The 21,058-nt window shown below is 61.7% G+C and carries 19 protein-coding genes and 1 riboswitch; of the genes, 9 read left to right on the top strand and 10 right to left on the bottom strand.

What is annotated here, in order from left to right; all coding sequences use genetic code 11:
• Nucleotides 1–50 precede the first annotated feature (50 nt).
• The 8 genes from gcvH to RPE78_RS08800 form a co-directional block, all read right to left on the bottom strand.
• Nucleotides 51–410 (bottom strand): glycine cleavage system protein GcvH, encoded by a 360-nt coding sequence (gene gcvH / locus RPE78_RS08835; protein ID WP_339109476.1) that lies wholly within the window; start codon nucleotides 408–410, stop codon nucleotides 51–53.
• 50 nt (nucleotides 411–460) lie between these two features.
• Nucleotides 461–1,561, bottom strand: a complete 1,101-nt coding sequence (gcvT, locus tag RPE78_RS08830; RefSeq protein ID WP_406720324.1) for a glycine cleavage system aminomethyltransferase GcvT — start codon at nucleotides 1,559–1,561, stop codon at nucleotides 461–463.
• A gap of 171 nt (nucleotides 1,562–1,732) precedes the next feature.
• Nucleotides 1,733–1,824, bottom strand: a riboswitch (glycine riboswitch).
• Nucleotides 1,825–1,903: 79 nt separating this feature from the next.
• The gene (locus RPE78_RS08825; protein WP_339109134.1) at nucleotides 1,904–2,557 is read right to left on the bottom strand and encodes an HAD family phosphatase; all 654 of its coding nucleotides are present in this window, start codon (nucleotides 2,555–2,557) and stop codon (nucleotides 1,904–1,906) included.
• Between the two features lie 100 nt (nucleotides 2,558–2,657).
• Nucleotides 2,658–4,949, bottom strand: coding sequence for an arginine/lysine/ornithine decarboxylase (locus RPE78_RS08820; RefSeq protein WP_339109133.1), 2,292 nt, complete (start codon nucleotides 4,947–4,949; stop codon nucleotides 2,658–2,660).
• A 334-nt stretch (nucleotides 4,950–5,283) separates the two neighbouring features.
• The gene (locus RPE78_RS08815) at nucleotides 5,284–6,375 is read right to left on the bottom strand and encodes a sn-glycerol-3-phosphate ABC transporter ATP-binding protein UgpC (protein ID WP_339109132.1); all 1,092 of its coding nucleotides are present in this window, start codon (nucleotides 6,373–6,375) and stop codon (nucleotides 5,284–5,286) included.
• 4 nt (nucleotides 6,376–6,379) lie between these two features.
• Nucleotides 6,380–7,270 carry a carbohydrate ABC transporter permease gene (locus RPE78_RS08810; RefSeq protein ID WP_339109131.1) on the bottom strand — a complete coding sequence of 297 codons (891 nt, stop codon included), beginning with the start codon at nucleotides 7,268–7,270 and terminating at the stop codon, nucleotides 6,380–6,382.
• Complete coding sequence (locus tag RPE78_RS08805; RefSeq protein WP_339109130.1) at nucleotides 7,263–8,135, bottom strand: sugar ABC transporter permease; 873 nt, start codon at nucleotides 8,133–8,135, stop codon at nucleotides 7,263–7,265. Before RPE78_RS08805 ends, RPE78_RS08810 begins: the two co-directional genes overlap by 8 nt.
• A 68-nt stretch (nucleotides 8,136–8,203) precedes the next feature.
• Nucleotides 8,204–9,451 (bottom strand): ABC transporter substrate-binding protein, encoded by a 1,248-nt coding sequence (locus RPE78_RS08800; protein ID WP_339109129.1) that lies wholly within the window; start codon nucleotides 9,449–9,451, stop codon nucleotides 8,204–8,206.
• Between the two features lie 272 nt (nucleotides 9,452–9,723).
• Here RPE78_RS08800 and RPE78_RS08795 point away from each other — a divergent pair, with 272 nt between their 5' ends.
• The 4 genes from RPE78_RS08795 to RPE78_RS08780 all read left to right on the top strand — a co-directional run bounded on the left by RPE78_RS08795 (nucleotide 9,724) and on the right by RPE78_RS08780 (nucleotide 13,177).
• Nucleotides 9,724–10,449, top strand: a complete 726-nt coding sequence (locus RPE78_RS08795; RefSeq protein ID WP_339109128.1) for a response regulator transcription factor — start codon at nucleotides 9,724–9,726, stop codon at nucleotides 10,447–10,449.
• Nucleotides 10,446–11,900 carry an ATP-binding protein gene (locus RPE78_RS08790; protein ID WP_339109127.1) on the top strand — a complete coding sequence of 485 codons (1,455 nt, stop codon included), beginning with the start codon at nucleotides 10,446–10,448 and terminating at the stop codon, nucleotides 11,898–11,900. The genes RPE78_RS08795 and RPE78_RS08790 overlap by 4 nt, the downstream gene beginning before the upstream one ends.
• Nucleotides 11,901–11,966: 66 nt before the next feature.
• Complete coding sequence (locus tag RPE78_RS08785) at nucleotides 11,967–12,383, top strand: DUF1489 domain-containing protein (RefSeq protein WP_339109126.1); 417 nt, start codon at nucleotides 11,967–11,969, stop codon at nucleotides 12,381–12,383.
• 71 nt (nucleotides 12,384–12,454) lie between these two features.
• Nucleotides 12,455–13,177: a GNAT family N-acetyltransferase gene (locus RPE78_RS08780; protein WP_406720323.1), complete on the top strand. Its 723-nt coding sequence runs from the start codon at nucleotides 12,455–12,457 to the stop codon at nucleotides 13,175–13,177.
• A 7-nt stretch (nucleotides 13,178–13,184) separates the two neighbouring features.
• On the opposite strand, the gene RPE78_RS08775 is transcribed toward RPE78_RS08780, so the two are convergent.
• Nucleotides 13,185–13,895 (bottom strand): response regulator, encoded by a 711-nt coding sequence (locus RPE78_RS08775; protein ID WP_339109124.1) that lies wholly within the window; start codon nucleotides 13,893–13,895, stop codon nucleotides 13,185–13,187.
• Nucleotides 13,896–14,073: 178 nt separating this feature from the next.
• On the opposite strand from RPE78_RS08775, the gene mce reads away from it, so the two are divergent.
• The 3 genes from mce to RPE78_RS08760 are packed head-to-tail and all read left to right on the top strand — an operon-like array spanning nucleotide 14,074 to nucleotide 14,958.
• A complete protein-coding gene (mce, locus tag RPE78_RS08770; protein ID WP_406720322.1) occupies nucleotides 14,074–14,478 on the top strand; it encodes a methylmalonyl-CoA epimerase in 405 nt (134 codons plus the stop codon).
• A 3-nt stretch (nucleotides 14,479–14,481) separates the two neighbouring features.
• A complete protein-coding gene (locus tag RPE78_RS08765) occupies nucleotides 14,482–14,733 on the top strand; it encodes a DUF167 domain-containing protein (protein ID WP_339109122.1) in 252 nt (83 codons plus the stop codon).
• A gap of 54 nt (nucleotides 14,734–14,787) precedes the next feature.
• The gene (locus tag RPE78_RS08760) at nucleotides 14,788–14,958 is read left to right on the top strand and encodes a YqaE/Pmp3 family membrane protein (RefSeq protein WP_339109121.1); all 171 of its coding nucleotides are present in this window, start codon (nucleotides 14,788–14,790) and stop codon (nucleotides 14,956–14,958) included.
• Nucleotides 14,959–15,051: 93 nt separating this feature from the next.
• On the opposite strand, the gene aspS is transcribed toward RPE78_RS08760, so the two are convergent.
• On the bottom strand, nucleotides 15,052–16,827 hold the full coding sequence (gene aspS / locus RPE78_RS08755; protein ID WP_406720321.1) for an aspartate--tRNA ligase: 1,776 nt from the start codon (nucleotides 16,825–16,827) through the stop codon (nucleotides 15,052–15,054).
• A gap of 424 nt (nucleotides 16,828–17,251) precedes the next feature.
• On the opposite strand from aspS, the gene RPE78_RS08750 reads away from it, so the two are divergent.
• Entirely contained in the window at nucleotides 17,252–17,470 is a 219-nt protein-coding gene (locus RPE78_RS08750) for a hypothetical protein (RefSeq protein WP_406720320.1), read from the top strand.
• 231 nt (nucleotides 17,471–17,701) lie between these two features.
• Nucleotides 17,702–21,034, top strand: coding sequence for a carbamoyl-phosphate synthase large subunit (carB, locus tag RPE78_RS08745; RefSeq protein WP_406720319.1), 3,333 nt, complete (start codon nucleotides 17,702–17,704; stop codon nucleotides 21,032–21,034).
• Nucleotides 21,035–21,058 lie beyond the last annotated feature (24 nt).

Below are 21,058 nucleotides of genomic sequence, written 5' to 3'. Positions count from 1 at the left end.
GGCGGACCATCGTGCGAACGGGCCCGAAAAGGGCCCGTCCGACCGGCCAATCAGCCGATGAAGTCTTTATATTCGTCTTCGTCCATGAAGGCGTCGAGCTGGTCCATGTCCTCAAGCTTCATCTTGAAGAACCATGCGCCTTCCAGCGGGTCTTCGTTGACCAGCGCGGGGTTATCGGCCAGCGCGTCATTGACCTCGACCACTTCGCCATCAACGGGGGCGCTGATGTCGGACGCGGCCTTGACCGACTCGATCACGCAGATCTCGTCGCCCTTGGCCACTTGCGTGCCGGGCTCGGGCAGTTCGACAAAAACCACATCGCCCAGTTGTTCGGAAGCGTGCTCGGTGATGCCGACAACAACCAGATCGCCTTCGACGCGGAGCCATTCATGCTCTTCGGTGAATTTCATCATGCGTTCCCCTGTATGATGATACTTGTGCCTAGGGCACGAAGGTAAGTTTAACGTTTGTAGGTTTGCACTTGGAAGGGCATCGCCGCCACCTTGGCAGGCAGGCGCTTGCCGCGGACCTCGCCCCAGACGGTATCGCCTTCGGTCAGGGTGGAGGGCAGATAGGCCATCGCGATGGGCGCGCCGACCGAGGGGCCGAAACCGCCCGAGGTGATCGTGCCGATCTTGGCTCCGCCTTCGGGCGCGTCAAAGACCTCGACGCCTTCGCGCATGGGAGCGCGGCCTTCGGGGCGCAGGCCCGTGCGGCGGCGGGCGGCACCTGTTTCCAGCTCGGCCAGAATGCGATCTGCCCCGGGGAAGCCGCCTTCGCGGGCGCCGCCCTTGCGGCGGACCTTCTGGATGGCCCATGCGATATTGCCCTCGACCGGCGTGGTATCGGGGTCAAGATCATGGCCGTAAAGGCACAGACCCGCCTCGAGGCGCAGGCTGTCGCGCGCGCCCAGACCGATAGGAGCAACCTCTTCCATCTCCAGCAGCGCCTGCGTGAAGGCCACGGCTACCGCAGAGGGCACCGAAATCTCGTAGCCATCCTCGCCGGTATAGCCCGAGCGCGAGATCCAGAGCACTTGGCCCTGCCACTCGGCCTCTGCCACATCCATGAAGCGCATCTCGGCCACGGAGGGCATCAGGCGGGCCAAAGTGGCCTCGGCCTTGGGGCCTTGCAGCGCGATCAGAGCGCGGTCGCGGATCACCGTGACCTCGGGCAGATGGGCCTGAAGATGGGCGATATCGGCCTCGGCGCAGGCAGCATTGACCACCAGAAACAGATGGTCGGATTTGCGTGCGATCATCAGATCGTCAAGGATGCCGCCCGCCGCATTGGTGAAGATGCCATAGCGCTGGCGGCCTTCCTTCAGCCCCGCGATATCGACAGGGATCAGGGCTTCCAGCGCGTCAATCGCCGACAAGGGCACGATCACCTGCCCCATATGCGAGACATCGAACAGACCGGCCTCGGCGCGGGTGTGAAGATGTTCCTTCATTACGCCCATAGGGTATTGCACGGGCATTTCCCAGCCAGCGAAAGGCACCATCTTGGCACCCAAAGACACATGCAGATCATACAGATCCGTGCGCAAGAGCTCCGTCATCGGGATCTCCTTATATAAAGCCGGATCCCCGGCATCGATGTGTTTCGTCGCAGGAAAGCCCTGCAACCGCTCGATGCCCCATCTGTCCCTGCCCGACCCCATACGGGTCTCAGGCGCCTGAGAATGTTATTCCTTCGGCGGGCGCAGTTTCCCACGCCTCTCTCCAGAGTCTTTAGCCGTTCGGTCCTTTTGCCTGAGAGTTTCCCGGGGCGGTTGCTCCTTCGGCACCGGCGCATTGGCCGGATTCTCCCGTAGCGGCTGTTGGCTGAGGGATGCCCGATCCTCTGCGACAGAGCAAGCGATTTTTACGCAAAACCGACGCTTGCGCGATAAATTGCGACTTTAGGCGACAGGTGCCGCCTGCGCCGGAAGCCCGTCCAGAAGGCTTAGCGCGCAGGGCAGATCCAGCTTTTCACGCAAGGCAGGCGCCATATCGGGGGCGGCATAAACGGTCATGCCCGCGGCCCGTCCGGCCTGCACGCCCGTCGGGCTGTCCTCGACCACCGCGCAGGTGGTCGGGTCCAGTTCAAGCAACCATGCCGCACGCAGGTAAGGCTCGGGGGCGGGTTTGCCTGCACGCACATCATTGCGGCTGACCAGCTTCATCCGCGGACGGCTCAGACCGAGCACATCCAGATTGGCCATCACCAGCCTGCGGTCGGAATTGGAGACCGGCATCTGGGCGATTCCGGCCGCCTCCAGCCCGGCCCAGATCTGCAGCGCCCTGGGAAAGGGGGCCACCTCGCCCAGCATCCCCATATAGATCGCATGGCGACGATGGGTCCAGTCGGCCAGATCCATCCGCAGACCACAGTGATCGACCAGAAACGCGTGGCAGACCTCCTCGCTCAGCCCCAGAATGCGGTCATGCAGATCGTCGGGCAGGCTGAGCCCCAAACCTTTGATGGCCTGATGGAACGAACGCTCATGCACCGGCTCGCTATCGGCAAGTGTGCCATCGATATCCCAGAAGATGGCCTGATGGGGAAAGCTCATGGTCGGCTCCTGTGTGGTCTGCGCATCGGTCTCACGCACGGGTCGTGCCAGGGGGCGGCAGCGTCACCCGATCCGGCCGGATGACGCAGGGAACAGGGGCCTATTCGGCCACGCAATCCGCGAAATACTGGATCTGGCCGTCGGGGCCGGTCTCCTGCACCAGACCGTGGATATCGGTCTCGAAACCCGGGCATTCGCGGGCGAATTCGCGGTTGAACTTGAGGTAATCCACGATGCGCTTGTTGAAGACCTCGCCGGGGATCAGCAGCGGAATGCCCGGCGGATAAGGCGTCACAAGCGAGGTGGTGATGCGGCCTTCCAGATCATCGATCGGCACCCGCTGCGTGGTGCGCCGCGCGATATGCGAGAACGCATCGGCTGGCGTCATCGAGGGCGTCAGATCCGACAGATAAATCTCGGTCGAGAGCTTCGCTACATCGTATTTTGCGTAAAGCTTATGGACATGATCGCACAGGTCGCGCAGCCCCATCCGTTCATAACGCGGCTGCTTGTGGCAGAACTCGGGCATCGCCCGCCAGAGCGGCTGGTTCTTGTCGAAATCATCCTTGAACTGCTGGAGCGCCGTCAGAAGCGTGTTCCAGCGGCCCTTGGTGATGCCGATGGTGAACAGGATGAAGAAGGAATAAAGGCCCGTTTTCTCGACCACCACGCCATGTTCGGCCAGATATTTGGTCACGATAGAGGCCGGAATCCCCCAGTCGTCAAAGCGCCCGTCAAGGTTCAGACCCGGCGTCACGATGGTCGCCTTGATCGGGTCCAGCATGTTGAAACCGGGCGCCATATCGCCAAAGCCGTGCCAGCTGTCGCCACCGCCGGTTTCCACACCCTCGGCATCGGTTTTCTTCAGGACCCAGTCGCGGGCCTGCCCCATACCATCGGAATTATGGTCGAAATCTTCCGGCCCCCAGACCTTGAACCACCAGTCCGCGGCATATTCCTCATCGACCTTGGCCATCGCACGGCGGAAGTTGAGGCTCTCGACGATGCTCTCTTCCACCAGCGCGGTGCCGCCCGGAGGCTCCATCATCGCCGCCGCCACATCGCAGGAGGCGATGATCGAATATTGCGGCGAGGTCGAGGTATGCATCAGATAGGCCTCGTTGAAGAGGCTCCGGTCCAGCTTGATCTCCTCGCTATCCTGCACCAGCACATGGCTTGCCTGAGAAATTCCCGCCAGGAGCTTATGCACCGATTGCGTCGCATAGGTGACCGATTTCTTGGTGCGCCCGCGCTTGCGGCCCATCGCATGGAAGCGGCCATAGAACGGGTGGAAGGCCGCATGCGGCAGCCATGCCTCGTCAAAATGCAGGTTCTCGATATGGCCGTCGAGCATCTCCTTGATGTCTTCGGTATTGTAGAGCACGCCATCATAGGTCGATTGCGTCAGGGTCAGGATGCGGGGCGTGGCCTCTTCCTTGTCCTTGCCGGCCAGCAGAGGGTTGGCGGCAATTTTCGCGCGGATCGATTCCATCGTGAATTCGGATTTCGGGATCGGGCCGATGATGCCGAAATGGTTGCGCGTGGGCTTCAGGAAAACCGGTATAGCCCCCGTCATGATGATCGAATGCAGGATCGATTTGTGGCAGTTGCGGTCCACCACCACCACATCTCCGGGGGCCACCGTGTGGTGCCAGACGATCTTGTTGGAGGTCGAGGTGCCATTGGTCACGAAGAAACAATGGTCCGAATTGAAGATCCGCGCGGCATTGCGCTCGGAGGCGCCAATCGCGCCGTTATGGTCCAGAAGCTGGCCCAATTCTTCCACCGCATTGCAGACATCGGCGCGCAGCATGTTCTCGCCATAGAACTGGTGATACATCTGGCCGATGGGCGATTTCAGGAAGGCCACGCCGCCTGAATGCCCCGGACAATGCCATGAATAGGACCCGTCCTCGGCATAATCCAGAAGCGCCTTGAAGAAGGGCGGCTGGATGCTTTCCAGATAGGATTTCGCCTCGCGCACGATATGGCGGGCGACAAATTCCGGCGTATCCTCGAACATATGGATAAAGCCGTGCAGCTCGCGCAGGATGTCATTGGGCAGATGGCGCGAGGTCTTGGTCTCGCCATAGACATAGATCGGCACATCGGGATTTTTCCAACGCACCTCCTCGATGAAATTGCGCAGGTTCATCACCGCAGGGTCCAGATCGGGACCGGGGGTGAATTCCTCGTCGTCAATCGACAGCACAAAAGCCGAGGCGCGCGATTGTTGCTGGGCGAATTGCGACAGATCGCCATAGCTCGTGGCGCCCAGCACCTCGAACCCTTCGGTTTCAATGGCTTCGGCCAAGGCGCGAATGCCGAGGCCTGACGAATTCTCCGAACGGAAATCCTCGTCGATGATGACAATGGGGAAACGGAACTTCATCACACTCTCCTTGAGGGATGGCGTCTGCAAAGGGCCAGAAGGGTCATCCGCTGACCCTGCTGGCAAAACGAGCGGTTGCCTGTTTGTCACTGCTCATAAGACGAGCGTCAAGCCATCACTCAGGATAACCCGACCATAGCAGATCACGAAGCCGAGGATCACGAAACACCCAAACTTGGCAAGACGCTATTTGCAGGAAACGCGGCCAAAGCCCGATTTCCGACAAGATATCCACAGCTTTGCACCGCAAGCCCCGTGATGTTCGCACCGCCCGACCGCTCCCGAAGGACGCGCGGGGGCAGGCCACCTGACAGAGGCCCGCCCCAAGACGCGCTTATAGCCGCGCGCCGCTTTGGGGTTCGAAGAAGGTCACCTTGTCCAGATCGAATTCCAGATCCAGCAACTCGCCCGCATGGGCCAGCGTTTCGGCGTGCAGACGCGCGGTGATCATGCGCCCCCCCATCTGGGTGGTCACATAGGTATCGGCCCCCGCAGGTTCGACCATATCCACACGGATCTGCGCGCGCTGGACGGAACTGCCCGCGCGATAGCCCGCCTCGGCAAGGTCTTCGGGGCGCACGCCCATCAGCACCTCGGCAGGCAGATCGCTGCGCGGCACATTCAGCACAATCGGGTCCATGCCGTCGCGATCGATCCGAACCTGCGCACCAGCGCCTGCGGCTTGCGTTTTCACGGGGATCAGGTTCATCGGCGGGCTGCCCATGAAATCGGCGACAAAGGTATTGGCGGGATGGTTGTAGATCTCGGCAGGGGTGCCGATCTGCTGGATCACGCCGCCCTTCATCACCACGATCTTGGTGGCCAGCGTCATCGCCTCGATCTGGTCATGGGTCACATAGACCATCGACGCCCCAAGCCGGTGATGCAGCTTCTTGATCTCCGAGCGCATTTCGACCCGCAGCTTGGCGTCAAGGTTCGAGAGCGGCTCGTCGAACAAAAACAGCGCCGGATCGCGCACCAGCGCCCGACCCATCGCAACCCGCTGGCGCTGACCACCCGAAAGCTGCCCCGGACGGCGCTTCAGAAGCGCCTCGATCTGCAACTGTTTCGCCACTTCGGCCAGCTTGCGGTCCTGTTCGTCCTGCGGGACGCCGCGCACCTTCATGCCGAAGGTGATGTTCTTCGCGACCGACATGGTGGGGTAAAGCGCATAAGATTGGAACACCATCGCGATGTCACGGTCTTTCGGGCTGACATGGGTCATATCGCGCCCGTCAATTTCGACCGTGCCGCCCGAGATCTCCTCGAGCCCCGCGATACAGTTAAGCAGGGTCGACTTGCCGCAGCCCGACGGCCCGACCAGCACAAGGAAATCGCCCTTCTCGATAGAGACGTTGATATCCTTCAGGATTTCGGTCGCGCCGTAGCTTTTACGCAGATGTTTGATGTCAAGGATAGGAGCCATGAGATCAGCCTTTCACGGAACCGGCGGTCAGCCCGCGGATGAAATATTTGCCAGCGACGATATAGACGAGGAGCGTCGGCAGGCCCGCGATGATCGCAGCCGCCATATCCACGTTATATTCCTTCACGCCGGTGGTGGAGTTGACGATATTATTGAGCGCCACAGTGATCGGCTGGCTGCCCGCCGAGCTGAAGGACACCCCGAAGAGGAAGTCGTTCCAGATCTGGGTGAATTGCCAGATGATCGTCACCACGCAGATCGGCAGCGAGAGCGGCAGGAAGATCGACCAGAAGATGCGGAAGAACCCTGCCCCGTCGATCTTGGCCGCCCGCACCAGCTCATGCGGGATGGTGACATAGTAGTTGCGGAAGAAGAGCGTGGTGAAGCCCAGACCGTAGATCGTATGCACGAAGATCAGACCCGGAATGGTGCCGGCCATGCCGAAGATCCCCAGCATCCGCGCCATCGGCAGCAGCACCACCTGGAACGGGATGAAGCAGCCAAAGAGCAGGAAGGCGAAGAAGAGGTTTGCGCCCCTGAAGCGCCATTGGGCAAAGACATAGCCGTTCATCGCGCCGATGATGGTCGAGATCAGCACGCCGGGCACCGAGATCAGGATGGAGTTCCAGAAAAAGGGCTTCAGCCCCTCGCATTGGATGCCCGTGCAGGCACCCGACCAAGCTTTGGACCATGCGTCAAAGGTGATCTCGCGCGGCAGGGCCACCAAGGATCCGGTGCGGATTTCCTCAAGGCTTTTGAGCGAGGTGGTCAGCATCACGAACAGCGGCAGCAGGTAATAGAGCGCAAAGACGCAAAGCATCGCGTAAAGGCCCCAGCGCAGGAGACGGCGCCCCAGAAGCGAGCCTTGAGAGCGGGGAAGCGGCATATCAGTCATGTTTCGCCCTCAATTCCGAATAGAGATAGGGAACCACGATGGCAAAAACGACGCCCATCATGATCATGGCGCTCGAAGCCGCCTGCCCCAGATCGCCGCGCGAAAACGCCATCGCATACATATAGGTGGCCGGAAGATCGGTCGCATAGCCCGGCCCGCCGCCGGTCAGCGCGATGACCAGATCGAAGCTCTTGATCGCCAGATGCGCCAGCACGATGAAGGCCGACAGGAAGATCGGCGCCATCGAGGGGATGATGATCGCGGTATAGACGCGCCATGTCGGGATGCCATCCACTTGGGCGGCCTTGATGATCTCGCCATCGACCGAGCGCAGACCGGCCAGAAACAGCGCCATCACAAAGCCCGAGGCCTGCCAGATCGCGGCCAGCACGATGGTATAAAGCGCCATCTTCGGATTGATCAGCCAGTCGAATTTGAAATTCGGGAAGCCCCAGCCCTGCACCATCGCCTGAATGCCCAGACCGGGGTTCAGGATCCATTTCCATGCGGTGCCGGTGACAATCATCGACAGCGCCATCGGGTAAAGGTAGATCGTGCGCAAAGCGCCCTCGATGCGGATCTTCTGGTCAAGGAAAATCGCCAGAAGCAGCCCCAGCACCATCGAGATCACGATGAACAGCGCGCCGAAGACGAAGAGATTGTTCAGCGCCGTATCCCAGCGCGGGTTGGAAAACAGCCTGTCATACTGGATCAGCCCGTCGATGTCATAGCGCGGCATCAGCTTCGAGCGGGTAAACGACACCCACGCGGTCCACGCGATAAAACCATAGACGAACAGCAGCACCGCAAAGAAGGTCGGCGCAAGCACGATCTTTGGGACATGGCGGGAAAGCCAGTCGGTCATAGGAATGTCCTGAAAGTTGGAGGGCCGCCCGACGCCATGCATCGGACGGCAAAGGTGTAATCGGCAGATTACATCGAGTTGGCGACAGCATCCGCCAGCATTTTCACCGCATCATCCGACGACATGTCCGAGTTGAAATGCGCGGTGACCACATCCATGATCGCGCCCGATTGCGCACCATGCAGCGCCATACCATGCGCCATCGACGGCAGAAGCGAGCCCGCCGCACCATCGGCCTTCATATCGGCCGCGGATTTCTTGGCGCAATCGTCGAACTTGTCCAGAGACACGTCGGTCCGCACCGGAATCGACCCCTTATTGAGGTTGAAGGTTTCCTGGAAGGAGGGGCCGACGATCAGCTCGGCCAGCAGCTTCTGGCCATCCTGCTTGTCTTTGCCATCCACCTTGAACATCGCGAAGCTGTCGACGTTATAAAGGAAACCCGCATCCCCCGGGGTCGGCGCACAGACGAAATCCACGCCCGGCTCTTTGCCTGCGGCAAGGAACTCGCCCTTCGCCCAGTCGCCCATGATCTGGAACGCCGCCTCGCCATTCATGACCATCGCGGTGGCAAGGTTCCAGTCGCGACCCGAGAAGTTGTCATCGACATAGCCGCGCAGTTTGCGCATCTCGTCAAAGACCGATTTCATCGTGTCCGAAGTCAGCGCATCGGGGTCCAGATCAACGAGCGCCTTCTGGTAGAAATCGGGGCCACCAATGCCAAGCACGACGGTTTCGAAGATGGTCGCATCCTGCCATGCCTGACCGCCATGCGCCAAAGGCGTGATCCCTGCAGCCTTCAGCTTGTCGGCAGCGGCGTTGAACTCCTCCCAAGTGGTGGGCATCTCGATGCCATTGGCCTCAAGGATCGACTTATTGGCCCAGACCCAGTTCACGCGATGCACATTGACCGGCGCGGCACACCAGTGGCCGTCGCATTTCATATGCTCGGCGATCTGTGCGGGCAGCACATCATCCCAATGCTGCGCCTCGGCCACATCCGAGATATCGGCCAGCACGCCCTCGTCATACCATTCCTGAATCGCGGGGCCCTTGAGTTGCACGGCGGTCGGCGCATTGCCCGACAGCACACGCGCCCGCAGCGCGCTCATCGCGGCATCGCCACCGCCACCGGCGACCGGCATATCGGTCCAGACACCGCCACGGTCGCTGAATTGCTTTTGCAGCACGGCCACGGCCTTGGCCTCGCCGCCCGATGTCCACCAGTGCAGGACTTCCGCCTGCGGCTCGGCCATGGCGACAGTCGCGGTCAGGGTTGCCGCCGACAGGGCTGCAAATGCAGTCATATGTTTCATTCGAAATCCTCCCAAATACCTGCGCCACTCCCCAGCGCATGGTCCCCGACAGTATAGCGCCACCTCAAGCTTTTCTCGCAATGGTGTTACCGCCGGACTTCTGCGCTGCGGCGTGGGTTTCTTGCCCGCTTTGTTACATCTTGTTACCAAAGGAAGCATATCTGGTGGCCAAGACCGCCGGAGATGGGCGATTTGCACCGTCATGCCGGTTTGGCCAGGGCAGACACGCGGCCATGCGGCGACAGGGCAGTCGACAGGGGGGAGGAGAACCGATGGCGATACCGCATCTGCTGGTTGTCGATGACGATGCCGATATGCGACAGATGATGGTGACATTCCTGCAACGCAATGGCTTTGCCGCCCATCCTGCCGCGAACGAGGCCGAAATCCGCGCCCATATGGACGGGCATCGGGTGGATCTGATCCTGCTGGATGTGATGCTGGCCGACGAGAATGGCGTGGAAATCTGTGCCCGCCTGCGGGCCGAGCAGGACCTGCCGATCATTCTGGTCTCGGCGCTCTCTGCCGATCACCAGCGCATGGCGGGCTATGAAGTGGGGGCCGATGACTATATCGCCAAGCCCTTCAACCCCGATCTGCTGATCGCGCGGGTGAAGGCGGTGCTGCGGCGGATACGGCGCACGCCCTCGCTCAGCTACCGCCGGTCCACCGGCATCTGGCATTTCGACGGCTGGCGCTATGACGGGCGGCGCGACGAGGTCCATGCCCCTGACGGCTATCAGGTGATCCTGTCCACCCGCGAGACGGCGCTGCTGAAGACGCTTCTGGCCAATCCGCGCATCCCGCTTTCGCGCGAGGAGATTGCCGCCGCCCTCACCGATCAGGCCGAGGCCGATCCGACAGGGCGGGCCATTGATGTGCTGGTGGGGCGGCTACGTTCGAAGATCGAGCGCAATCCGAAAGCACCTGTCCTGTTGCGGACCGAACGCGGGATCGGCTACGTGCTGGCCTGCGATGTCACCCACGAGGCCGAATGACGCCCCTGTCCCATCCCAGCCTGAAGGCAATGGCGGTTTTCTGGGTGCTGGCGGCATTCGCGGCAGGGGCGCTGGCGACCGGATTGTGGATCAGCAGCCAGCGGGCATGGCAGGCACATCTGGACCGGGCCGAGCTGACCGGAGAGCTGCTGTTTGCCGCAACCGAAAGCGGAGCACCGATGCCCAAGGCCCTGCAGGCCCATCCGCTTTCCGCAACCGAGGCCGCCCATGCCGAGGCCGGGCAGTTCCTTTTGCTGCCTGAAGCCCCCCGCCCCGCCCGCATCACCCATATCCCCGTGACGGGCCTGCACCCCAGCGGCACCAATGCGCCGCAGGCTCTGGTCAGGGTGCTCTCGCCCAGCCTCACCTATCCCGTGGCACGGCTCAATAGCGGCCCCGATGTCACCGCGCAGGAGATGTTCGGGCAGATCACCCGCCTGCTCTCCACCTATTGCGGCACACCACTGGTGGTGATGCGCAACTCGCAAGGACAATGGTTCCGGCTGTCAGGCGCGGATCTGTGGAGCTGCCACGCCACCCCGCCCGATCTGCGGCTGCAGGCCGTCATTCTGGGCGGGTTCGCCCTGCTCGCGCTGCTGATCGCCTCGGCCCGTGTGGCACAGCGTTTCCGCGATTTCGGCACACGGCTCGGCCAGCGCCAGATGCAGGGCGGCCCCGATATATACGAGGATGAGGGCCCCGCCGAGCTTGCGACCATAGTCGCCGCCGTCAACCAGCATCTGACCACCGAAAAACAGCGCCTGGCCAAAAGGTTGATGGTGCTCTCGGGGGTCAGCCACGATCTGGGATCGCCAGCAACACGGCTGCGCCTGCGGGCCGCCTTGATCGAGGATGACGCCCTGCGCGAGAAGCTGACCGCCGATATCGAGCGGATGAGCGAGATGATCGATGGCGTCTTGGCCTATACACGCTCGGAACTTGATGTCGAAGCCCCGCGGCAACTGAGCCTTGGCGCGCTGGTCGAGGCCCTGGTGGATAATTACCACGATTCCGGCCAGCCGGTCGAGATGCAGCCCGTGGCCGATATCGAAAGCACCGGCGGCCAGAGCCTGTTTTCCAGCCGGACGGGGCATGGCCATCTGGGCGCGCGCCAGATCCTTGTCACGGCCCGCCCGATGGCGCTGCAACGCGCGATTTCCAATCTGGTGGATAACGCGCTGAAATACGGTCGCCGCGCGACATTGCGGCTGGAGGCCAGCTCGCGCGAGGCGATGATCGTGATCGAGGACGAAGGCGGCACGGCCCAGCCCGAGCTGATCGCCGCCCTGGTAGCCCCTTTCGAGCGCGGCGGACAGGAGGCGCAGGTTTCGGGGCATGGTCTGGGGCTGACCATTGCCGCAACCGTCGCCGAAAGCCATAACGGCCATCTGCGCTTTGCGCAGGGCGCGCAGGGGCTTCGGGTCACGCTGACCATCGCGCGCAGCCTCTAGCGCGGTTGTCGGCCCAGCCTGTAGCGCCTATATGGGCCTTACCAGAGACGGTCAGATTGATTGCCCATGCCCCAACATCTTATCAAACTTTGCGTCGGTGCCGAAAAAGTCGAGGATCTTGCCACTTGGCAGGAGGCCCGTTTTGGCACATCGCCCGCCGAACATGTCACCCGCATGTGGCCCAAACGCGCCGAAGAGGTGCTGGATGGCGGCTCGCTTTACTGGGTCTTCAAAGGCGCGGTGCTGGCGCGGCAGAAAATCATCGGGCTGGAAGAGCGCATGGGCGAAGACGGGATCGCGCGCTGTGCCATCGTGCTGGACCGCAAGATCATCCGCACCGAGGCCCTGCCCCGCCGCCCGTTTCAGGGCTGGCGCTATCTGAGCCCCGAGGATGCCCCGAAAGACCTGCCCGCAGGCCGGACCCGCGAAGAGCCGCTACCGCGCGAGTTGCTGAGTGCGCTTTCGGAACTGGGGCTGCGCTGAACCGGCTGTCAATCTGCATATTGCCAGCTTGGCAAACTCCCGCTAGCGTTCGATAAAACGCAGGAGAGAAGATGCCGAAAGCCTTTGGTGCGCCGCTTGGCGATTGGACTGCCCCGCCACCTCCGGGACCGGAGCGGATCGAAGGCCGTTACATGCATCTGGAACGCCTGTCATCCGTGCATACCCACGCGCTCTATCAGGCACTGGCGGATAATCATGATGCCTTGTGGGATTATATGGTTGTCGGGCCCTTCCATGCCGAAACCGCCTTCATCCGCTGGATCAACGAACAGATCGCCGCGAAAGATCCGCTGTTCTATGCCGTCATCGACCCTGTGACAGGGCAGGCAGCCGGTTTGCAAAGCTATCTCCGTATCGCGCCCGAGATCGGCACGATCAAACTGGGTTCCATTGTGCTGGGCGCGCAGCTTCAGCGCAGCCGCGCCGCCAGCGAAGGTTTCATCCGGATGATCGAATGGGCTTTCGAGGCAGGCTATCGCCGGTTCGAGTGGAAATGCGATGCCTGCAACCTGCCCTCCCGGCGGGCTGCTGAACGGCTGGGCCTGAGCTATGAGGGAACCTTCCGGCAGGCGCTCCATTACAAGGGACGCAATCGCGACACGGCATGGTTTGCAGCCACCGACAAGGACTGGCCTGCCTTGCGCGAAGCGTATTACGCCTGGCTCGATCCGTCGAATTTCGATGCAAGTGGCACGCAGATCGAACGGCTTTCCGATCTGACGCGACTTGTGCGGGTATCGTCCGATCCGGCACTGGCGGACCACCGCGGATAGCCTTGCGTCAGAACGCGCTGCCCGCCGCAAGACGGTCCTGTACCATCCCCGACAGGCGCGTGATATCGGCATCCGACGGCCCGCCCTCGCGTCCCAGTGCCACGGCGGCATCCTCAAGAGCATCATCACGCGCCGAGCGCGCCACACCCGAAAGGAATTGCGCGACATAGCCCAGAGAGGCCGGATCCTGCGCCCCCGAAAGGACTTCGGCCATATGGTTCAGATCGTCGCGCAAGGCGATGGGATCGGGGCTGATCGTGGCATCATTCAGCAGGATCGGCATCTTCGGGCGCTCGCTGGGCGGCAGGACAGACAGCACGGCCTGCTGGAACAGGGCAAGGCTTTCAACCGGCTTGGGCAGGAAACCATCGGCCCCCGCGCTAAAGGCCTTGGCCTCCATGCCGGTATCGCCAGACGTGCCCAACACCACCGGCAGAGCCTGATCGGCATTCTTGATCTCGCGGATCAGCTCGTCCCCGCAGCCATCAGGCAGCCCGAGATCGACGATCACCACCGACGGACGGTAGGTGCGCAAGTGACGATGCGCCGAACGCAGGCAATCCGCACGACGGATACGCGCCCCCGACCGCAGACACAGTAGCCGCATCGCCTCGGAGGCATAGCGGCTATCTTCCACGACCAGAATCGTCAGGCCCAGAAGCGGGCGGGCGGCGTTTACGGGGCGCTGGCCGATAAGGCCGGCAAGGTCATCACTCATCTCGGTCTCCACAGTCAGGTGAATCGGCGTATATAGAGAGTTAAGCCGAGATAGAGTGAACAGACGGTTAACGCATACCTGCTTCCTGCATTTTTGGTCGTGATTGACCTCGGGGCCAAAGGGGTGCAACGTCCCGCGCAGGAGAAAGCGCCAGATTTCCCGGCGCATAGGAGGAAAAATGATTGGTCGTCTTAACCATGTTGCAATCGCTGTTCCGGACCTCAAGGCAGCGGCGGCGCAATATGAGAACACGCTCGGGGCCAAGGTCGGCGCACCGCAGGACGAGCCCGATCACGGCGTGACCGTGGTCTTCATCGAGTTGCCCAATACGAAAATCGAACTGCTCTACCCGCTGGGCGCGAACAGCCCGATCAACGGCTTTCTGGAAAAGAACCCTTCGGGCGGCATTCACCATATGTGCTTCGAAGTCGATGACATTCTGGCGGCGCGGGACAAGCTGCAAGCCGAGGGTGCGCGTATTCTGGGCACCGGCGAGCCGAAAATCGGAGCGCATGGCAAGCCTGTTTTGTTCTTGCATCCCAAGGACTTCAACGGCTGCCTGATCGAGCTGGAACAGGTCTGACCCATGAGCGAGGAGATCGCTGCTTTATTTGCCAACGGGGCCGAGGTGGCGCTGCGCGTGACCCCCAAAGCCTCGCGCAATGCGATCCTCCTCGCCGAGGACGGGCTGCGGGCCTATGTGACCACCGTGCCCGAAGACGGCAAGGCCAATGCCGCCGTCACCAAGCTTCTGGCCAAGACGCTGGGCGTGGCGAAATCGCGCCTTACGCTGCTGCGTGGCCAGACCAGCCGCCAGAAAGTGTTCCGCCTCGATTGAGGGAACCTTTTCCCACGCCCGTCGTTTTCCTTTCAAATCACAGGAGGAAACGACATGGACCTCATTCGCATCATCGTGGCGATCATCCTGCCGCCTTTGGGTGTGTTCCTGCAAGTGGGACTGGGTAAACAGTTCTGGATCAATATCTTGCTGACCATTCTGGGCTACATCCCCGGCATCGTCCATGCGGTCTGGGTGATCGCGCGCACTCCCAGCCACGCCTGAGACCCCGCAAGACGATAGGATCAACGATTGTGAAAAAGGGCCCCAAGGGGCCCTTTTCTGATGTCGTGATAAAGGGCGGGATTACGCCGGAGCTCAGTCCTGCGGGATCACGCGCAGGTTCAACTCGCGCAGCTGCTCGTTCATCGGCTCCGAGGGGGCCCCCATCATCAGATCTTCGGCGCGCTGGTTCATCGGGAACATGATGACTTCGCGGATGTTCTGCTCTTCGGCCAAGAGCATCACGATACGGTCGATACCGGCCGCACAGCCACCGTGGGGCGGAGCGCCATATTTGAACGCTTTGACCATACCGCCGAAACGCTTCTCGACTTCGGAATGCGGATAACCCGCGATCTCGAAGGCCTTATACATGATCGCCAGATCGTGGTTCCGGATCGCGCCCGAGATCAGCTCGTAGCCGTTGCAGGCAAGGTCATACTGATAGCCCAGCACATCCAGCGGATCGCCATCCAGCGCCTCCAAACCGCCCTGCGGCATGGAGAAGGGGTTGTGGCTGAAGTCGATCTTGCCCTCGTCGTCTTTCTCATACATCGGGAAATCGACGATCCATGCGAATTTGAAGCAGTCCTTCTCGGTCAGGCCCAGCTCTTCACCGATGACATTGCGCGCACGCCCCGCCACGCCCTCGAAGCTTTCGGGCTTGCCGCCAAGGAAGAAGGCCGCATCACCCTCGCCCAGCCCCAGCTGGCTGCGGATCGCCTCGGTGCGTTCGGGGCCGATGTTCTTGGCCAAGGGACCTGCGGCCTCGACCGAGCCATCCTCGGCCTTGCGCCAGAAGATATAGCCCATGCCCGGCAGACCCTGCTCCTGCGCGAATTTGTTCATCCGGTCGCAGAACTTGCGCGAGCCGCCTTTGGGCGCGGGGATCGCGCGGATCTCGGTGCCTTCCTGTTCCAGCAGCTTCGCGAAGATCGCAAAACCGGAGCCAGCGAAATGCTCGGAAACCACCTGCATCTCGATCGGGTTGCGCAGGTCGGGCTTGTCCGAGCCGTATTTCAGCAGCGATTCCTTATAGGGGATCAGCGGCCATTCGCTATCGACGCGCTTGCCTTTGCCGAATTCCTCGAACACGCCCTGAATAACGGGCTGCACAGCGGCAAACACGTCTTCTTGGTTGACGAAGGACATCTCGACATCGAGTTGGTAGAAGTCGGTGGGCGAGCGGTCGGCGCGCGGGTCTTCGTCACGGAAGCAGGGCGCGATCTGGAAGTAACGGTCGAAGCCCGCGACCATGATCAGCTGTTTGAACTGCTGCGGCGCCTGCGGCAGCGCGTAAAATTTGCCCGGATGCAGACGCGAGGGCACAAGGAAGTCACGCGCGCCTTCGGGGCTGGAGGCGGTGATGATCGGCGTCTGGAATTCGTTGAACTTCGCATCCCACATGCGGTTGCGCAGGCTGCGCACCACGTTGGAACGCAGCATCATGTTGTTATGCAGGTTCTCGCGGCGCAGGTCGAGGAAGCGATAGGTCAGGCGCGTCTCTTCGGGGTACTCCTGTTCGCCAAAGACCGGCAGCGGCAGCTCGGCGGCCTCGCCCAGCACTTCGATATCGCGGACATAGACCTCGATCTCGCCGGTCGGGATCTTGGGGTTCACAAGCGAGGCATCGCGCAGCTTCACCGACCCGTCGATGCGGATCACCCATTCCGAGCGCACTTTTTCCAGCGCCTTGAAGGCGGGGCTGTCGCCATCGCACAGCACTTGCGTCATGCCGTAATGGTCGCGCAGGTCGATGAACAGCACGCCACCGTGGTCTCGCACCCGATGCACCCAGCCCGACAGGCGGACGGTTTCACCGGCATTGGCCGCGCTCAGATCGGCGCAGGTATGGGAACGATAGGCGTGCATGTGACTTCCCTCAGTGTTTAGGCTCGCGAAATCGGCCCATGAAACATGGGCGTTCGGCTCTGCGCCGATACACATTCTGGGGGCAGGAAAGTCAAGGCCGGAAGAGATTTCAAAGCCTGCCTGCGGTGCTTTCTGTGCACGGCAGGCCCATGCAACGCGGCGGACAGGCGCTGTTACATGCCTATTTAGCGGGCAAGGAGGCAAAACACATGCATCCTGTGCCAGACCGCCCGCACTGTCCGGCAGGGATTCACACGGCCACTTCTCGATTCCTCTCTTGACGGCGCGAACACTTGCAACAGGGCCGACGCCGCGCCCCGTGCAAGCGCTCCGCCCTGCAAGACAGCACGCCTGGGCCGGTTTTGCCAAGGCCCGGTGGTTACGACAATGACGAAGAAGAGAGATGATGCCTTGGGACCATCTTATGGACCGCATTATCCGCCACATGATGCAGCGTGGCGTAAAGATCACCATAAAAGGCCCCGAACTGTCGCGCCGCATCGTGCTCAACCCCGATCTTGGCGTGGTCGGGGACGCGCCTCCGACCCGTGATGACTTCTACAATCCGCCGCTGAAGCCGATGCGCGCCGTGCCCCCCTTGCACGGCAGCAGCCATACAAAACACCCAAGCTGCACGTGCTGAAATCCGCAAGGCACAGCCCGAAGGCGCAGAATAATCGGGCCGACCGATCCAACCTTCAGATCAAACCCTGCACCCTGCCGGTTTCCGGAGCGGGGCTTTTGCGGATTCCCCTTGCAAGAGGGCAGATCAGGACTTGCGCCGAGGCGCAGGCTGACTATAACCCCCACCAATTTGCGTGAGGCCATCTAGGCCCGCGCCCTTTGTTATGCGCCGAATCGAAGGAACCGCACCATGCCGAAGAGAACTGACATCAAGTCCATCCTCATTATCGGTGCAGGGCCTATCATTATCGGGCAAGCCTGCGAATTCGACTATTCGGGCGCTCAGGCCTGTAAGGCTCTGCGCGAAGAGGGTTACCGCGTCATTCTGGTGAACTCGAACCCCGCCACGATCATGACCGACCCCCATATGGCCGATGCCACCTATATCGAGCCGATCACCCCCGAGGTCGTCGCCAAGATCGTCGAGAAGGAACGCCCCGATGCGATCCTGCCGACCATGGGCGGCCAGACCGGCCTGAACACCGCGCTGGCCTTGGCCGATATGGGCGTGCTGGAGAAATTCAACGTCGAGCTGATCGGCGCCAACCGCGAAGCCATCGAGATGGCCGAAGACCGCAAGCTGTTCCGTGAGGCAATGGACCGCCTCGGCATCGAAAACCCCAAGGCAACCATCGTCACCGCGCCGAAGAAAGCCGATGGCAAATTCGACATCAATGCGGGCGTGCAACAGGCGCTGACCGAGCTGGATCACATCGGCCTTCCGGCGATCATCCGCCCCGCCTTCACTATGGGTGGCACCGGCGGCGGTGTGGCCTATAACCGCGACGATTACGAGCGCATCTGCCGCTCGGGTCTGGATGCCTCGCCCGTGGCGCAGATCCTTGTCGATGAAAGCCTGCTGGGCTGGAAAGAATTCGAGATGGAAGTGGTCCGCGACAAGGCGGATAACGCGATCATCGTCTGCGCCATCGAGAATATCGACCCGATGGGCGTGCATACCGGCGACTCGATCACCATTGCCCCTGCCCTGACGCTGACCGATAAAGAATACCAGCTGATGCGCACCCATTCGATCAACGTGCTGCGCGAGATCGGCGTGGAAACCGGTGGTTCCAACGTGCAATGGGCGGTCAACCCCGCCGATGGCCGTATGGTCGTGATCGAGATGAACCCGCGCGTGTCGCGCTCCTCGGCGCTGGCCTCCAAGGCCACCGGCTTCCCGATCGCCAAGGTCGCGGCGAAACTGGCTGTGGGCTATACGCTCGACGAGCTGGATAACGACATCACCAAGGTCACGCCGGCGTCGTTCGAGCCGACCATCGACTATGTCGTCACCAAGATCCCGCGTTTCGCCTTTGAAAAATTCCCGGGCTCCGAGCCGTCGCTGACCACCGCGATGAAATCCGTGGGCGAGGCGATGGCCATCGGCCGTACCTTCCACGAGTCGCTGCAAAAGGCGCTGGCCTCGCTGGAAACCGGCCTGTCGGGCTTTGACGAGATCGAAATCGCAGGCGCGCCCGATAAGGCCGCTGTGGTCAAGGAAATCTCCAAACAGACCCCCGACCGCCTGCGTCTGATCGCGCAAGCCATGCGCCACGGGCTGACCAATGACGAAATCATCGCCGCGACCTCCTTCGACCCGTGGTTCCTTGACCGTATCCGCGAGATCATCGACGCCGAGGCCGATATCCGCAAGAACGGCCTGCCGATGGACGAGAAAGGTCTGCGCAAGATCAAGATGATGGGCTTCACCGATGCCCGCCTTGCGCAACTGACCGGTCGCACCGAAGGTCAGGTCCGCCGCGCGCGCCGCAACCTTGGCGTTGTGGCCTCGTTCAAGCGTATCGACACCTGCGCCGCCGAATTCGAAGCACAGACCCCCTATATGTATTCCACCTATGAAGCCCCCGCGATGGGCGATGTGGAATGCGAGGCGCGCCCCTCGGACCGCAAGAAAGTGGTCATTCTGGGTGGCGGTCCGAACCGGATCGGTCAGGGCATCGAGTTCGATTATTGCTGCTGCCATGCGTGTTTCGCGCTGTCGGATGCGGGCTACGAGACCATCATGGTCAACTGCAACCCCGAGACCGTCTCGACCGATTATGACACCTCGGACCGTCTCTATTTCGAGCCGCTGACGCTGGAACATGTGCTGGAAATCCTGCGCGTGGAGCAGGATAAAGGCACGCTACACGGCGTGATCGTGCAGTTCGGTGGCCAGACGCCGCTGAAACTGGCAAATGCGCTGGAAGCGGAAGGTATCCCGATCCTTGGCACCACGCCGGATGCGATCGACCTTGCCGAAGATCGCGAGCGTTTCCAGGCGCTGCTCAATGATCTGGGCCTGAAGCAGCCGGTCAACGGCATCGCGCATTCCGAGGCCGAAGCCTATGAGATTGCGGGCCGTGTGGGCTATCCGCTGGTGATCCGCCCGTCCTATGTTCTGGGTGGCCGCGCGATGGAGATCGTGCGCGATCTGGATCAGCTCAAGCGCTATATCAACACCGCCGTTGTGGTGTCGGGCGACAGCCCCGTGCTGCTCGACAGCTATCTGACCGGTGCCATCGAGATCGACGTCGACGCTCTGTCGGATGGCGAGACCGTCCATGTGGCAGGCATCATGCAGCATATCGAGGAAGCGGGCGTCCACTCGGGCGACTCGGCCTGCTCGCTGCCGCCCTACTCGCTGTCGAAAGAGATGATCGCCGAGCTGAAAGAGCAGACGGTGAAACTGGCGCTGGGTCTCAACGTCAAGGGTCTGATGAATGTGCAATTCGCGATCAAGGACGGCGTGATCTATGTGCTCGAGGTCAACCCGCGTGCCTCGCGTACCGTGCCCTTCGTGGCCAAGGCGACCGACTCGGCGATTGCGTCGATTGCGGCACGCCTGATGGCGGGCGAGCCGATGTCGGCCTTCCCCGAGCGCGCGCCCTATCCGGCGGATGCGGGCCCCGAAGACGACCTGCCCTTCGCAGACGAGATGACGCTGGCCGACCCGATCACCCCTTGGTATTCGGTAAAAGAAGCCGTGCTGCCCTTCGCCCGCTTCCCGGGTGTGGACACGCTGCTTGGTCCGGAAATGCGCTCGACCGGCGAGGTCATGGGCTGGGACCGCAACTTCCCGCGCGCCTTCCTGAAAGCGCAGATGGGCGCAGGCACCCAACTGCCGACCGAGGGCCGTGTGTTCATGTCGATCAAGGATGCCGACAAGTCGGAAGATCTGGCCTCGGCTGCCAAAGACCTGATCGCGATGGGCTTTGCGATCACCGCCACCCGCGGCACCGCCAAATGGCTGGCCGAGAAAGGCGTCGAAGCAGAGCTGATCAACAAGGTCTATGAAGGCCGCCCGAATATCGTGGACCGTATGAAAGACAGCCAGATCGCGCTCGTGTTCAACACGACCGAGGGCACGCAGTCGATCTCTGATTCACGTGAAATCCGCTCGGTCGCGCTTTATGACCATATCCCCTACTTCACCACGGCCGCCGGTTCCATCGCAGCCGTCGCCGCGATGAAGAGCCGCGCCGAAGGGGATGTGATCGTGCGTTCGCTGCAAGCCTAAGCAGCCCTGCATCCAGAAACGGGC

The organism is Thioclava litoralis (genome assembly GCF_045278885.1).
Classification (GTDB): domain Bacteria; phylum Pseudomonadota; class Alphaproteobacteria; order Rhodobacterales; family Rhodobacteraceae; genus Thioclava; species Thioclava litoralis.
Note: the sequence above shows the minus strand (reverse complement) of the source record. Positions and strands in the feature narration are given on the sequence as shown.

Excerpts from the sequence above, each read along its gene's own strand:
- gcvH (WP_339109476.1), bottom strand. The coding sequence starts at position 410 with ATGAAATTCACCGAAGAGCATGAATGGCTCCGCGTCGAAGGCGATCTG.
- RPE78_RS08805 (WP_339109130.1), bottom strand. The coding sequence starts at position 8,135 with ATGACCGACTGGCTTTCCCGCCATGTCCCAAAGATCGTGCTTGCGCCG.
- RPE78_RS08760 (WP_339109121.1), top strand. The coding sequence starts at position 14,788 with ATGGACCTCATTCGCATCATCGTGGCGATCATCCTGCCGCCTTTGGGT.
- gcvT (WP_406720324.1), bottom strand. The coding sequence starts at position 1,561 with ATGACGGAGCTCTTGCGCACGGATCTGTATGATCTGCATGTGTCTTTG.
- RPE78_RS08765 (WP_339109122.1), top strand. The coding sequence starts at position 14,482 with ATGAGCGAGGAGATCGCTGCTTTATTTGCCAACGGGGCCGAGGTGGCG.
- RPE78_RS08795 (WP_339109128.1), top strand. The coding sequence starts at position 9,724 with ATGGCGATACCGCATCTGCTGGTTGTCGATGACGATGCCGATATGCGA.
- RPE78_RS08750 (WP_406720320.1), top strand. The coding sequence starts at position 17,252 with ATGGACCGCATTATCCGCCACATGATGCAGCGTGGCGTAAAGATCACC.
- RPE78_RS08775 (WP_339109124.1), bottom strand. The coding sequence starts at position 13,895 with ATGAGTGATGACCTTGCCGGCCTTATCGGCCAGCGCCCCGTAAACGCC.
- RPE78_RS08825 (WP_339109134.1), bottom strand. The coding sequence starts at position 2,557 with ATGAGCTTTCCCCATCAGGCCATCTTCTGGGATATCGATGGCACACTT.
- aspS (WP_406720321.1), bottom strand. The coding sequence starts at position 16,827 with ATGCACGCCTATCGTTCCCATACCTGCGCCGATCTGAGCGCGGCCAAT.
- RPE78_RS08815 (WP_339109132.1), bottom strand. The coding sequence starts at position 6,375 with ATGGCTCCTATCCTTGACATCAAACATCTGCGTAAAAGCTACGGCGCG.
- RPE78_RS08790 (WP_339109127.1), top strand. The coding sequence starts at position 10,446 with ATGACGCCCCTGTCCCATCCCAGCCTGAAGGCAATGGCGGTTTTCTGG.
- RPE78_RS08800 (WP_339109129.1), bottom strand. The coding sequence starts at position 9,451 with ATGAAACATATGACTGCATTTGCAGCCCTGTCGGCGGCAACCCTGACC.
- carB (WP_406720319.1), top strand. The coding sequence starts at position 17,702 with ATGCCGAAGAGAACTGACATCAAGTCCATCCTCATTATCGGTGCAGGG.
- mce (WP_406720322.1), top strand. The coding sequence starts at position 14,074 with ATGATTGGTCGTCTTAACCATGTTGCAATCGCTGTTCCGGACCTCAAG.
- RPE78_RS08820 (WP_339109133.1), bottom strand. The coding sequence starts at position 4,949 with ATGAAGTTCCGTTTCCCCATTGTCATCATCGACGAGGATTTCCGTTCG.
- RPE78_RS08780 (WP_406720323.1), top strand. The coding sequence starts at position 12,455 with ATGCCGAAAGCCTTTGGTGCGCCGCTTGGCGATTGGACTGCCCCGCCA.
- RPE78_RS08810 (WP_339109131.1), bottom strand. The coding sequence starts at position 7,270 with ATGACTGATATGCCGCTTCCCCGCTCTCAAGGCTCGCTTCTGGGGCGC.
- RPE78_RS08785 (WP_339109126.1), top strand. The coding sequence starts at position 11,967 with ATGCCCCAACATCTTATCAAACTTTGCGTCGGTGCCGAAAAAGTCGAG.